The organism is Kordia sp. E (genome assembly GCF_056033805.1).
The window spans coordinates 42,679-55,720 of sequence record NZ_JBRASR010000001.1; the positions used below are offsets into that span (position 1 = coordinate 42,679).

At 33.1% G+C, this 13,042-nt stretch carries 14 protein-coding genes; 2 read left to right on the forward strand and 12 right to left on the reverse strand.

The genetic code is table 11. The features are described from left to right. Positions 1 to 111: 111 nt before the first annotated feature. The 12 genes from yidC to guaA all read right to left on the reverse strand — a co-directional run bounded on the left by yidC (position 112) and on the right by guaA (position 11,481). Complete coding sequence (gene yidC, locus ACUUYC_RS00220; RefSeq protein WP_474262591.1) at positions 112 to 2,031, reverse strand: membrane protein insertase YidC; 1,920 nt, start codon at positions 2,029 to 2,031, stop codon at positions 112 to 114. Between the two features lie 101 nt (positions 2,032 to 2,132). After that, a complete protein-coding gene (locus tag ACUUYC_RS00225) occupies positions 2,133 to 3,767 on the reverse strand; it encodes a CTP synthase (RefSeq protein ID WP_474262593.1) in 1,635 nt (544 codons plus the stop codon). Between the two features lie 484 nt (positions 3,768 to 4,251). Beyond that, positions 4,252 to 4,608, reverse strand: coding sequence for a hypothetical protein (locus tag ACUUYC_RS00230; RefSeq protein ID WP_474262595.1), 357 nt, complete (start codon positions 4,606 to 4,608; stop codon positions 4,252 to 4,254). Positions 4,609 to 4,626: 18 nt separating this feature from the next. After that, positions 4,627 to 5,091, reverse strand: a complete 465-nt coding sequence (locus tag ACUUYC_RS00235; protein WP_474262597.1) for a hypothetical protein — start codon at positions 5,089 to 5,091, stop codon at positions 4,627 to 4,629. Between the two features lie 21 nt (positions 5,092 to 5,112). Further along, positions 5,113 to 5,709, reverse strand: coding sequence for an N-acetylmuramoyl-L-alanine amidase (locus ACUUYC_RS00240; RefSeq protein ID WP_474262599.1), 597 nt, complete (start codon positions 5,707 to 5,709; stop codon positions 5,113 to 5,115). 291 nt (positions 5,710 to 6,000) lie between these two features. Then, a complete protein-coding gene (locus ACUUYC_RS00245) occupies positions 6,001 to 6,219 on the reverse strand; it encodes a class I lanthipeptide (protein ID WP_474262601.1) in 219 nt (72 codons plus the stop codon). 315 nt (positions 6,220 to 6,534) lie between these two features. Continuing rightward, positions 6,535 to 6,684, reverse strand: coding sequence for a hypothetical protein (locus ACUUYC_RS00250; protein WP_474262603.1), 150 nt, complete (start codon positions 6,682 to 6,684; stop codon positions 6,535 to 6,537). A 113-nt stretch (positions 6,685 to 6,797) separates the two neighbouring features. Continuing rightward, positions 6,798 to 7,037 carry a DUF3820 family protein gene (locus tag ACUUYC_RS00255; RefSeq protein ID WP_474262605.1) on the reverse strand — a complete coding sequence of 80 codons (240 nt, stop codon included), beginning with the start codon at positions 7,035 to 7,037 and terminating at the stop codon, positions 6,798 to 6,800. A 2-nt stretch (positions 7,038 to 7,039) separates the two neighbouring features. Beyond that, the gene (locus ACUUYC_RS00260) at positions 7,040 to 7,582 is read right to left on the reverse strand and encodes a DUF922 domain-containing protein (RefSeq protein WP_474262607.1); all 543 of its coding nucleotides are present in this window, start codon (positions 7,580 to 7,582) and stop codon (positions 7,040 to 7,042) included. Beyond that, positions 7,583 to 7,984, reverse strand: coding sequence for an OsmC family protein (locus tag ACUUYC_RS00265; RefSeq protein ID WP_474262609.1), 402 nt, complete (start codon positions 7,982 to 7,984; stop codon positions 7,583 to 7,585). It abuts the gene before it with no gap. A gap of 21 nt (positions 7,985 to 8,005) precedes the next feature. After that, positions 8,006 to 9,922 (reverse strand): amino acid ABC transporter substrate-binding protein, encoded by a 1,917-nt coding sequence (locus ACUUYC_RS00270; protein ID WP_474262611.1) that lies wholly within the window; start codon positions 9,920 to 9,922, stop codon positions 8,006 to 8,008. 23 nt (positions 9,923 to 9,945) lie between these two features. After that, positions 9,946 to 11,481, reverse strand: coding sequence for a glutamine-hydrolyzing GMP synthase (guaA, locus tag ACUUYC_RS00275; protein WP_474262613.1), 1,536 nt, complete (start codon positions 11,479 to 11,481; stop codon positions 9,946 to 9,948). 196 nt (positions 11,482 to 11,677) lie between these two features. Between guaA and ACUUYC_RS00280 the strand changes: the two genes are divergently transcribed. Next, positions 11,678 to 12,634 (forward strand): hypothetical protein, encoded by a 957-nt coding sequence (locus ACUUYC_RS00280; protein WP_474262615.1) that lies wholly within the window; start codon positions 11,678 to 11,680, stop codon positions 12,632 to 12,634. Between the two features lie 17 nt (positions 12,635 to 12,651). Continuing rightward, the gene (locus ACUUYC_RS00285) at positions 12,652 to 13,041 is read left to right on the forward strand and encodes a hypothetical protein (RefSeq protein ID WP_474262617.1); all 390 of its coding nucleotides are present in this window, start codon (positions 12,652 to 12,654) and stop codon (positions 13,039 to 13,041) included. The last annotated feature ends 1 nt before the right edge of the window (position 13,042 follow it).

Here is a 13,042-nt window from a genome sequence, read left to right on the forward strand (position 1 = left end):
CTTATTTTATTCAATCTTGATAGTTTCTCAATTTTATATTGATAAGAAATTAATACGCACAAAAAAAGCATCTCAATTGAGATGCTTTTTTATATATCTATAAGTTGAAAATTACTTTTTGTTTGCTTTTTTCTGAGCTTCCGCTTGTTCCATCATTTCTTGCATTTTCTTTTGGAAACGATTTTGCTTTTTAGGCTTCTTTTTGTTCTCCTCTATTTTTGCATGAATTTTATCGTTGTCAATTATGTAGTTTTTGATCACTAACATGATTCCGATCGTAATTAAATTCGATACAAAGTAGTATAAACTCAATCCACTCGCGTAGTTGTTGAAGAAGAATAACATCATTAATGGAGAGAAATACATCATGTATTTCATCATTTTACTCATGTCAGGCATTCCTTCTTGTGCTGGCTGTTGTGCCATCATTTGTTGTCCTGTTGTCATACGCATGTAAAAGAATATTGCGATAGATGCCAAGATTGGGAATAAACTAATATGATCTCCATATAATGGAATACTAAATCCTTCTGGGAATTGATAGATGGTATCATATGATGATAAATCTTCTGCCCATAAGAAACTTTTTTGACGTAATTCAAAAGCCGATGGGAAGAACATGAATAGTGCATAGAATACTGGAATCTGTAGCAATGCTGGTATACAACCTGCCATTGGACTTACACCAGCTTTTCCATATAATTTCATGGTTGCTTGTTGCTTCTTCATTGCATCATCCTTGAACTTTTCGTTGATTTCAGCAATTTCTGGGCGAATTACTTTCATCTTCGCTTGTGACAAGTATGATTTATAGGTTACTGGTGATAGTAATAAACGAACCAAAATTGTCATCACAACAACCGCAATACCTGCAGGTAAGAATGCACTTAGTAAACCAAATAGTGGAATTAGGAAGAATCGGTTGATCCAACCAAATATTCCCCAACCTAATGGAACTATTTCATCTAAGTTTCTATCATAGCTTGTTAATGTATCGTAATCTGTTGGACCATTGTATAAGTCCATGTTGTAGTTTAGCTCTCCACCTTTTAATTCTAATGGAATTGTTGCTTCAAACTCTTTTAAGAATTCTACATCTTTTTCAGCCATCTCACTATCTACAATGTTATTCGTAGAAAGTGTTGCCGTTTTGAATGTTGTATCTGTCAATAAGATTGACGAAAAGAAGTGTTGTTTGTATCCTAACCATGTAACATCACTTATTTTTTCTTCTTCAGTAGCTTGTCCTAAGTAACTGTCTTTTCCTTCGTCATATTCGTAATGTAAGTCAGTGTAACGATTTTCATAGGTAACACTTTTAGCGTGTCTGAATGTTTTTAATTTCCATTCCATGTTTACTGGTTGACTTGCATTTACAACACCATTTAGTCCTTGCGAACGTATTGTAAAGTCTACCATGTAATCATTCTTCATCTCATATCTATATTCTAGATATTTGTCAGCAGCAACTTTCAATTTCATCGAAAGTACTTTGGTGCTATCATTTTCAGTGTATGTAGGTTCAAAAGGTAAATCTTTTGTGTTTAGCACACGATTGCCAGCAGTCGTAAGGTTTAACCCAAAAGATGAGTTTCCATCTTTAACTAGATATACAGGAAGTGAATCATATGTTTTTAGTTCTTCAAATTGACCTTTTACACGTTGTCCTTTAATGTGCGCTTCAATAATTTGTCCACCTCTATTACTAACTTTTAGTGATAGTAACTCGTTTTCAATGGTCGTTGTGTTATCTAATGATACTTTTCCAACATTATAGCTAAATGCGCCTACATTGTTTTTATATGTTGCAGCTTGTACAGAATCTGTAAGATCTAACGTTGTTTCTTGTATCGTTGCAGTTTTTGTATCAGTAGCTTGCGTAGTTACTTGCTCTGTTTTTGCTTTTTCGGCTTCTTCTTGTGCAGCAATTTCTTCTTCAGTTGGCTGCATAGAGTTTATCCAAAAGACTCCAATTAAGGCTAATAATCCAAATCCTATAAATTGTTTGTAATCAAACTTGTTTTCTTCCATCTAATCGTTATTTATGCTAATCTCATGTAAAAGGCATCTACCTATATGATAGACACCTTTTTTCTTTTTTTGTTACTCAAAAAAGCACCCAATTTACATTTTTATGCCAAAGTGGCATTTTGTTTTTTTTCTGAATGTATTAATGCAGCTTTTACAAAAGCTACAAATAATGGATGTGGATTGGCTACAGTACTTTTATATTCTGGATGGTATTGAACACCTACAAACCAAGGATGCGAAGGCAATTCAACTATTTCTACTAATCCAGTTTTTGGGTTCAATCCTGTAGCAACTAATCCTGCTGCTTCTATTTTTTCTTTGTAATCGTTGTTAAATTCGTATCTATGACGATGACGTTCTAAGATCATTGATTTTTCATAGATGTCATATACTTTACTTCCTTCTTTCAACTCACATTCCCAAGCACCTAAACGCATGGTTCCGCCTTTGTCTTCTATATTTTTTTGCTCCTCCATTAAGTTAATTACTGGACTTGCTGTATTTGAGTTCATTTCGGTAGAGTTTGCACTTTCTAATCCTAAGACATTTCTAGCAAATTCTATCACAGCCATTTGCATTCCTAAACAAATTCCTAAGAAAGGAACATTGTGTTCTCTTGCGTACTGAACTGCTCTTATTTTTCCTTCTATCCCACGATCTCCAAAACCTGGCGCGACTAAAATTCCATCTAAGTTTTTGAATTTTTCTGCAATTGTTTTCTCTGCAATGTGTTCAGAATGAATTGACTCAACCTTTACTTTGATTTCGTTTTCTGCTCCAGCATGAATAAATGATTCTAAGATTGATTTGTATGAATCTTGCAATTCTACATATTTACCAACTAAACCAATTGTAACTGTATGTTTTGGATTTTTAAGCTTGGTTAAGAATTTATTCCAAGTTGTTAAGTTTGGTTTATCTTCTTCTACTAATGCTAATTTTTTCAATACAACTGCATCTAATCCTTCTTCAAGCATTAGGTTTGGAACATCATAAATTGTTTTTGCATCAATGGATTGAATTACAGCTTCACGTTTTACATTACAGAATAATGCAAGCTTGTGACGTAATTCTTCAGAAAGTTCATGCTCTGTTCTACAAACTAAAACATCTGCTTTGATTCCACTTTCCATTAATGTTTTTACAGAGTGCTGCGTAGGCTTTGTTTTTAATTCGCCAGCGGCAGATAGATATGGAACTAACGTTAAGTGAATTACCATTCCGTTGTTTTCACCAAGTTCCCACAATAATTGACGTACAGCTTCGATGTATGGTAATGATTCTATATCACCGACAGTTCCGCCAATTTCCGTAATTACGATATCATAGTTTCCTGATTTTCCAAGGATTTGAATTCGCTCTTTAATTTCATTTGTAATGTGTGGTACAACTTGAACCGTTTTTCCTAAAAATTCACCTCTACGTTCTTTTTCAATAACACTTTGGTAAATACGTCCTGTAGTTACATTGTTTGCTTGAGAAGTTGGAACATTAAGAAAACGTTCATAGTGACCTAAATCTAAATCTGTTTCTGCTCCATCATCTGTAACATAACATTCTCCATGTTCATAAGGGTTTAGCGTCCCAGGATCAACATTGATATAAGGATCTAGTTTTTGTATGGTAGTTCTGTAACCTCTTGCTTGTAATAATTTCGCCAAAGAAGCCGCAATTATTCCTTTTCCCAAAGAAGAAGTCACACCGCCAGTAACAAATATGTATTTGGTGTTCGCCATTAGTAATTGTGTGTTGTGTTGTTGTTGTATTCGGCGGCAAAAATACAAAGAAGAATTAATAAACAATAAAGGTTGAATAACTATTTTTCAAGTGTATTCAACCTTTGTTTATTTTAGTGATAAATCTGATTATCAGTAAAATACAACTTATTCAATTACATGCAACAGCAGTTTCAATGATTTTAAGCTTTAGAATATTGAAGAAACTCTTGATCTTACTGTTAACTACATGACAACCTTTTTAATAATATTCATTTTTGTCTTAACACAAAAACGAACCAAAAAAGTCAAGACGATCTATAGGTAATTCCTACGCAACATTCATTCATGCACTTCATGCTTAAAGCTTCGCTTTGCAATTTCACTTTTCACTCATTATTTCTGAAGATTGTCATTTTCAACTTTCTAGTTATCGAAAAAAATTTCACTACATTTTTTTTAACTAGTTAATGTTAATTGCTTGCGGCTTCTAAGTACTAACATTTTATGCTTCAGCATTATTTGTAGTATCATCTGTATTTAACACAATTCCAAGCGCCGTATTTATGACAGTATTGAGAATCGTATTTTTTAGATGCCCCAATTTTATTTTAGAAACACCTGCTGTGTATAGTCCTTTTAAAACGACTAAATCTTTTTGACTTTCCACCAACCATTTGTATTCTTCGGCAGTGATACTTCCATTAGCTAAGAACAGTGTCCAGCGTTCTAGTTTTACTTTAGATGCGTTTAAAAAATCTTCAACATCTTTTTTTGATTCAGCTTTTAAATCTTCAAATTTCCCGCCTACTAAAGTTAGCAAATTTCCTTTTATTTCTTTGAGTATGTCTTTAACATCCATGTCTTTTGTGTTTTGTAATTATTGTAAACCAAGTAATGCTTTGAGTCTGCTTTCTGCCGCAGGATCTTTTTTTCCTTCATATTGAAGAATTAAATCCAATGCTTCCGTTACTTGTCCTTTTGCTTCTGTAATAAAGACAGGACTTACCGTTCCTTTTTCTTTCCACATTTTTAGATAGCCTGCAATGAATTTTTTATCAGGATTTGCCATCATTTTCCACATTGCATAACTAATTTTATTTTCAGGCTTATTTTTTTCGTACTCTACTATTTTAGCCAATTCAGTTTCTAAATGCTCAATAGCAGCCGTTTGCGAGCTGTATTCTGTAGAAGATTTATCCATTAATCGTAAAGCATCTACTTTTATTTCTGTCCCTTTTTGATACGAAAATTGATCAAAGACAGCTTTTTTTAGCGAGCCACATGAGGTTACTAAAAGAAACGCAAGTGCTGCAAGATACGTTGTGTAAAAACGTGTTTTCATAAGTTAGATAGGTTTAGTGTATTAGAATAATTGTTGTTTTACTTTTTTGATCGCTTCCACATGGTAGTGAATTACGCGTGCGCGTCCTTCTCGTGTCATTAGCAATTCTTTACATTCCTCCTCATTATCCATAAAGAAATTTTCCGTTAAGATTGCTGGCATTCTTGTATTTCTTAGCACAAAGAATTGTTTTTCTTTGTCTAAGTCTCCATCAGAGAAATCTGCTCTTAATCTTCGAGCTGGGAATTCTCTTTTATATTCTTCTCCAAAAATTGTGGCAATTCTGTCACTTTTTGTGTTTCCTACTGATGTAAATATTTCACTTCCATTTCCACCACCTGCATTTGAATGTACACTTAGGTAGAACGATTTTCTTCTATCAATTCTATTAGCACGATTCATTCGAGTTGCTAAAGTTACATCTCTGTATTCAGGCGCAATATTAACGTATGGAATACGAAGTCTGGTAAGTTCTTCTATGATTCCGTTTACTATTGCTCTGTTGTATTCACCTTCAAATAATTGTGTACCGTCGTTCCATATTGGTGAGCGTTTTCCAGGTGTTTGATATTCTCCGTTAATTAGTCCTCCGTGACCGTTGTCTAGTAATACTATCATGCTTTTTTTATGGTTGTAGTTAGTTTTATAAATAAAAAAACCTTTTAAAATACAATTTTAAATAGTGCTATTTCACTGATTCATTGCATATTAAAAGGGGAAATTAAAGATATGGATTATTTGTATAGCAAAAAAAGGGTCTTTTCCCCTTTTTGTGTAGTTGCAGGTTAAAGCTTATTAAGACTTCTTTTCAGAACAAATATTTTATATATAATTGAAGCTATTAACTTTGAAAAATTTTCAAAACTAATAGCTTCAATACTACTTATTAAAAAAGGCTTTTTTTATTATCTAGCAATCATCAGTGAAATTAGCCACGCATATCATCCAATTATAAGTTTTATTGGGGCAATCACAAGTGTCAACACAACTACCTCCTGCTATTGATATAACTATCGTTACTCCATCAACAATAGTTGTAGTAGTCTTTGCACCTCCCGTTGTAGTGTTTAATGTGCTAATCGTTTCTTTGTAAATACTCAGTTTTTGAATACTTCTTTTTTTCTTCATAATGACAAAGGTTTTAATGTTTGATAAAACTTGTTGGCATTTTGAAAAAATGATATAAATCTTAATGCACAACCAATAAGTCAAATATATATTCATAAAACATCCATATATACTATTTGCACGACTTTGTGATAAATCACTACAAAATAGTGATGAAATAAAAATAAGGTCTTATTACATAAGAATTTTTCCTTATTCAAATAGAAACCTTTGAAAAGGGTATTAAAATTTGTGCATTAATAAAAAAAGGTCGGAATTTCTTCCGACCATAACTGAACTTTTGTTTGCTTTTAAATTATTAAACATGTCTGTTTTTTAATCATCAGTTGGAGCACACATTCCCCAATAACAGGTTGGAAGATGAGTACATCCTCTTGTCGCTCCTCCTTTTAATTGCTTTTCTTGCTCTAAATTTGAAATTGATTTTTTGTTTAATACTAAACTACTAATACTCTTTTTTTTCATGATACTAAAGTATTGATTATATCATAAAAGTATAGCAAAACATCATAAAAAGGGCAACGTTTTCACCACTACATATGCCCATTTATAAATGAGACACTTGCTTTTTCACTTTATCAGAATTGTCGTTGAATATTATAAATAAGCGGTTCTAACCCATTTATTTTGATATCAAGAATTTGAGCTAATTGTTGACCAAGTTTTCCTTTTGGAAATCCTTTTTGACGGTACCAGAGTAGATATCTTTCAGGAATGTTAATGAGATATTTTCCTTTGTGTTTTCCAAATGGCATTTTTGCATGCGCCAATTCTACAAGGAGTTTTTGTTGTGTTTCTTTACTAGGAAGATGAGTCATAATTATTTTACTGGCAATTCGTACTTTTTGTATTTTTTAAGTTCTTTCGCAATACGTTTTTGCCATGCTATTTGTCCTTCATAATCTCTAGAGTAATCTGAACCATTGTCATATGCATTTTGCATTTGTTGTAAACTTTGGTTGATTTCTGCATAGATTTTAGAAATTTCTTCTTTAATGTTTTTTGTTAATTTCACTTCTTTGATGCGCTTTCGAAATTTTCGTGCATGTAATTCTGTGATATCAAAGTGTAATTGTTCATGTCCTAAAACAGTATCATTTACACGTCCTTTTAGATACCAAGATTTCTCTGGATAGAATTGTGCCAAAACTGAAGTTGTATATTCTATTTTTGAACTATTAGAGTACGTTTTTGATCTAAAACCATACGTAATACCAGAAGCTGTAATCGCCACAGCATCTGTATCTTCTTCTGGGGTAGCTTCAAAGTTTCCCCAATGCAATTTTGTTTTTCCGTTCCAATCGATAGTTTCTTCACTTTGTACACATAAAAAGAGACAAAGTACACCTAAAAGTTTATACATTTATTTCCAATAAAATTCAACAATCTTTTCAATATCTGGATGAAGACTGTAATGAACAGGACATGTATTTGCTGTGTTTTCTAGTATTTTTTTGGTTTTGTCATCTGCTTCAAAAGGAAGTGATATTTTTACTTCAATTTTAGAGATTCGTCTCGGATTTGATGCCATTGTTTTGGTAACTTCTGCTGTAGTACCTTCCATATCTACATCCATTTGTTCCGCTTTTATGCCCATTACTGTCAACATACAACTTGCGAGTCCTGTCGCAACAGTATCTGTAGGAGAGAACGCTTCTCCTTTCCCATTATTGTCTGTTGGTGCATCTGTAATGAATTCATTTCCAGATTTTATGTGTTGTGAAACCGTTCTAAGATTTCCTTTGTAAGTTACTTTTGAAGTCATATGTATATGTCTATATTGTAGTTATTTAGCTTCTTTTATTTCTAATCCTTCGTATTTTACAATGTAAATTCCTTTATTGAAAAATCCACCAAACATTTTTTTAGAGTAATCAAATTTGTTTTCAACATAATTTGTCTCTGCACCTGCACGCACACTTTTTGCTAAGTTTTGATCGTATGCCAAACGCAATAAGATATCAAACGTTACGTCAAAACCACGTGTTGCAATTTTACTTGGAGATATTTTATATTTTTTTTCGTAGCGTTTATTAAACACATTGTCGTACGAAGAAGGTTTGTCTATAGATGGATAATGAAAGCTAAGATTTGCTAAATGACTGTTATAAATATTATCCGATTTATCATATTGACTATTTCTATCTGTTGTCAATAATACAATTTTTGCTTTTTCAGTTGTGTATGAATTCAATACTGATGTCACATTTGCCAATAACGATAGGTCTTCTGTTTCTAAAATCACCCAATTGTCTTCTCCTTCTTTTAGCAATGGTTTTATGATATCTGGCTTGATATAGTTTCCTTTTTCTGGAACGATTTCAGAAGCCGTTGGTAAAATTGATTTTAATTTTGCTTTAATCGCAGCTTTGTCTTTATCTGCAATAATAATTACATTTCTATCTGCACCATTCTTTTCTAAAAACTCAAGCATTTTCTTTTCCAAAACATCTTTTGATGGAATCGTTTGATATACGTTTTTATACTTTACTTCCTTTTTTGTTAATGGAGATATTACTGGAATTCCGTCAGATTTTAACTCACTAGCAACAACTTCAATGTTGTTTGGTAATAGTGGACCTATAACCGCATGTACATCTGAAAAATCATTATTCTCTACTAAACTTCTTGTTGTCGATGTTTTTCCTTGTGTATCTAATACTTTTACATTTACAGAGAAACCAAGTTTTTTGATAGAATCTAATGCCATTAATGAACCTGTATAAAACTCAGTAGCATATCCTAAGAATCTATCTTTTCGTAGTTTTTCTTTTGTTTTACTTACCGAATCAATGTCTATTTCATTTAGCTTGAATGGTAACATCAATACTATGTTTGATACATTTTCTGTGTCTGCATTTTCAAGAAAACTAAACTTGTCTACAATTTCAGCATCAACGACTTCCATTGATTCTGTTTTTGTTACAGGTAATTTTAAAACCATTCCAGCTTTAAGACCGTCTTTCAATGCTGGATTTAGGTGAATTAATTCATCTTCAGAAACTCCCAATTTACGTGTCAACGTATATATTGTTTGTTTTGACTTTACATTATAAAAAGCAAATTGTTCACTACTGGCTACTTCAGGTTTTACTTCAAGTTTTGGTAATTTTATTTCTTGTCCAATTTTTAATCCGTCTTTTATTTCAGGATTTAAATCTTCTAATTCTTCAATTGTTAATCCATAACTATGTGCAATTCCCCATTTCGTTTCTTTTGCTTTTACAATATATACATCTGCTGTTACTTCTTCGCTTTTTTCATCTTTCTCATCAACTGGTTCAGTTGTAACGACTTCCGTAGGCTTCTTTATAAATTTTGGAATAGCAATACGATCTCCTTTTTTTAATCCTTCTTTGGCAACTTTTTCATTATATTTTTTGATGTCATCAACCGTTACACCATATTTTTTAGAAATACTGTATAAGGTTTCTTTTCTTCTTACTTTATGATTCGTAAACGTTACATCAACATCTTTGGCAACTTTGAGCGACTTTGAAGGAATAACTAATACATTATTACGACGAACGCCGCGTCGTGCTTCAGGATTTAGTTTGATGATATCTTCTGGTGTAACTTTATATTCTTTGGCTATACTTTCTATCGTTTCACCTCTTTCTACAGTATGACTTTTGTACTGTTGTGCTGTTGCGACACAACTAGACAATAAGATTACCAATAAAAATCCTAACAACTTATTCATTCTTTGTCTTATTTTACTTTTTATTATTCCCATTCTATGGTAGCTGGCGGCTTTGAACTAATGTCATACACTACTCTATTAACGCCTTTTACTTTGTTTATTATATCGTTGGATACTTTTTGCAAAAATTTATAAGGTAAATCTACCCAATCTGCCGTCATTCCATCGGTGCTTTCTACGGCACGTAAGGCAACTACTTTTTCATAAGTACGCTCATCTCCCATAACTCCAACAGAGTTTACTGGTAAAAGAATTGCGCCAGCTTGCCATACTTTATCATATAAATCCCAACTGCGTAATCCATCAATAAATACAGCATCAACTTCTTGTAAGATACGAACTTTTTCAGCAGTGATATCTCCCAAAATCCTGATTGCCAATCCTGGTCCTGGAAATGGATGACGACCTAATAAGTTTTTGTCCATTCCCATAGAAGCACCAACTCTACGTACCTCATCTTTAAACAATGCTTTTAATGGTTCAACGATTTTCAATTTCATGAAATCTGGTAAACCTCCAACATTGTGATGACTTTTTATCGTAGCGCTTGGTCCGCCTGTTGCACTTACGCTTTCTATCACATCAGGATAAATTGTTCCTTGCGCTAACCAAGTTACATCTTGTATTTGTGTTGCTTCATCATCAAATACTTCAATAAATACACGTCCAATAGCTTTTCGCTTTTCTTCTGGATCACTCAATCCTGCTAGCGCATCCAAAAAGCGTGCCGAAGCGTCAACTCCTTTTACATTGAGTCCCATACCTTCGTATTGTTCAAGGACGCTAGTAAACTCGTTTTTACGTAATAAACCGTTGTTTACAAAGATGCAGTATAAGTTTTCTCCAATAGCTTTGTGTAATAACATGGCTGCTACACTTGAATCAACTCCACCTGATAATCCTAATACTACTTTGTCGTTACCAATTTGTGCTTTTAATGCTTCAACTGTTTCTCCAACAAAAGCGTTTGGTGTCCAATCTGGATTCACATTTGCAATGTTTACTAAGAAATTTTCAAGCAATTGTTTTCCATCTGTGGAATGATATACTTCTGGATGAAATTGTATCGCATAAGTAGTCTCTCCTTCTATTTTATAAGCTGCATTTTTAACATCATGTGTACTTGCTAATAGCTTTCCATTTGTTGGCAAACTTTTAATGGTATCACTATGACTCATCCAAACTTGGCTTCCCGCAGAAATCCCTGCTAAGAAAGGTTCGTTTTCTTCCACGAAACTTAAGTTAGCTCTACCATACTCACGTGTGTTTGATTCGGCAACTTCTCCACCAGAAAAGTGCGCTAAATATTGTGCACCATAACAAACACCTAACATTGGCTTTTCACCTCGAATCCCTTTTAAATCTGGATGAAAAGCGTTTTCAGAACGTACAGACATTGGGCTTCCTGAAAGAATTACCGCTTTATAATCGTCTACGTTTGTTGGAATTTTGTTGAATGGATGAATCTCGGAATAGATGTTCAATTCTCGAACTCTGCGCGCAATTAGTTGTGTGTATTGCGATCCGAAGTCTACTATTAATACCTTGTCGTGTTGCATACGCAAAAGTAGTATTTAGATTTTATTTTTTCATATACACTTTTAAGATTTTTTCTAAAAGTTTCCACACTCAATTGTTAATACTTTTTAAAGCAGAGCTTAAGTTAAAAACAGTGTTTTTCCTAATGATAATCAAGGAGTTACACTCTTACTTGTTTTGTTTTATGAATTTAATTTTGTGATAAAATCAAAAATCATGGGAAGAGTTTGTAGAGAAGTACAGGAATGGATTGAAGAAGAAGTAGAACAACGCATGGAAGAATGGGAAGAACGACAAGAAGAAAGATGTCGGGAAGAACCTTGTAATTGGTGGACACTTTGTTTGAATAAATTATTCTGTTGGATGGCGCTTGTGCTTGTAAAAGTAATACGCGTTGTCGTCGTCATTATTGGCAAATGGGTCACGCGGATTATCTGTGAAATTATATCTGCTATTTTAGATGTCATTGCGTTTATAGTCACATTGGTGATGAGCATTCCTATTATTGGCGGAATTATACGAACCATTTTAAATTGGGTTACCGAAATTATATGGCGTATTGTTGGATTGGTCGATTTCTTAGTAAGTCTGGCAGGATTTCAACCGCGTAAAAAAATGTATTTTGGATTAATTATTCCAACGCATGATGGTGTTCCTATTGCAACAGAAGCGGATTTACAACCACAAATTGACGCGGCAATTGAACATATGGATCGTTTGTGCAACATTAACCTAATATATACAGGCGCTTGTAATTCTGGTGTAAACGCACCAAGTAATCCATTTAATTATGCATGTAATGCAGAAGGGTTTTTTAGAGATTTTTTATTACAAGGTTCGTTTTTTGAGTTTGCAACTTCTTTATGCAAGTTTGAAGATGGCTGGCGACGCGTTTCAGGCTATGGAGCAGAAATTATTGCTTTTGTAGTTGATGATGTAACACCTGGTCGTACAGGTGGATGTAGCATGGGACCTACAACAAACTACATATTAACGGAAGCACAAACACAAGATAATATGATTGTTCATGAAATGGGACATGCCTGTTTTTTACAACATCGTGATGATGATCCAAATAACATGATGGCGCCAATTGTACTTTCAGTTCCGCAAACATTGACCAATTGGCAAGTTTCTGTAGTACGTTCTAGTAGACATTGTGTGTATTTATAATTTTAAATTATTGAAAGATGAAAAAAGAAATTTCTATCAATTCCGCTGAACAACTTCATGAATTGAAATCCATTATAAAAAACTTTAGAAAAATTGAATTGAATTTACCATACTTGAACAATTCTGAAAATAAGGTTTGGGAAAAGCTTGTAAACAAAGAATATTTTAGTTGTGGTTGTACCACAGGAAGTTACTTTGTTGGTATTGGAATTTTATGCACACTTCTGTATTTGACATATACATTTATTTTTGAGATCCCAATTTCAATAAAAATTGTTTTAGCAACTATTGTAGGCTTTGCAATTTTAGGAAAACTCGTTGGTTTGTTTTTAGCTCATATAAGACTATTGCGCATTATACAATCCTTGGGTTATTTACGATTTAATCAAATGTATGAAAACGCTTAAA

Bases quoted from the DNA above. Each gene is read 5' to 3' on its own strand.
- ACUUYC_RS00225 (WP_474262593.1), bottom strand. From the start codon at position 3,767: ATGGCGAACACCAAATACATATTTGTTACTGGCGGTGTGACTTCTTCT.
- ACUUYC_RS00230 (WP_474262595.1), bottom strand. From the start codon at position 4,608: ATGGATGTTAAAGACATACTCAAAGAAATAAAAGGAAATTTGCTAACT.
- ACUUYC_RS00250 (WP_474262603.1), bottom strand. From the start codon at position 6,684: ATGAAAAAAAAGAGTATTAGTAGTTTAGTATTAAACAAAAAATCAATT.
- ACUUYC_RS00285 (WP_474262617.1), top strand. From the start codon at position 12,652: ATGAAAAAAGAAATTTCTATCAATTCCGCTGAACAACTTCATGAATTG.
- ACUUYC_RS00255 (WP_474262605.1), bottom strand. From the start codon at position 7,037: ATGACTCATCTTCCTAGTAAAGAAACACAACAAAAACTCCTTGTAGAA.
- ACUUYC_RS00235 (WP_474262597.1), bottom strand. From the start codon at position 5,091: ATGAAAACACGTTTTTACACAACGTATCTTGCAGCACTTGCGTTTCTT.
- ACUUYC_RS00280 (WP_474262615.1), top strand. From the start codon at position 11,678: ATGGGAAGAGTTTGTAGAGAAGTACAGGAATGGATTGAAGAAGAAGTA.
- ACUUYC_RS00240 (WP_474262599.1), bottom strand. From the start codon at position 5,709: ATGATAGTATTACTAGACAACGGTCACGGAGGACTAATTAACGGAGAA.
- ACUUYC_RS00270 (WP_474262611.1), bottom strand. From the start codon at position 9,922: ATGAATAAGTTGTTAGGATTTTTATTGGTAATCTTATTGTCTAGTTGT.
- ACUUYC_RS00260 (WP_474262607.1), bottom strand. From the start codon at position 7,582: ATGTATAAACTTTTAGGTGTACTTTGTCTCTTTTTATGTGTACAAAGT.
- ACUUYC_RS00245 (WP_474262601.1), bottom strand. From the start codon at position 6,219: ATGAAGAAAAAAAGAAGTATTCAAAAACTGAGTATTTACAAAGAAACG.
- yidC (WP_474262591.1), bottom strand. From the start codon at position 2,031: ATGGAAGAAAACAAGTTTGATTACAAACAATTTATAGGATTTGGATTA.
- ACUUYC_RS00265 (WP_474262609.1), bottom strand. From the start codon at position 7,984: ATGACTTCAAAAGTAACTTACAAAGGAAATCTTAGAACGGTTTCACAA.
- guaA (WP_474262613.1), bottom strand. From the start codon at position 11,481: ATGCAACACGACAAGGTATTAATAGTAGACTTCGGATCGCAATACACA.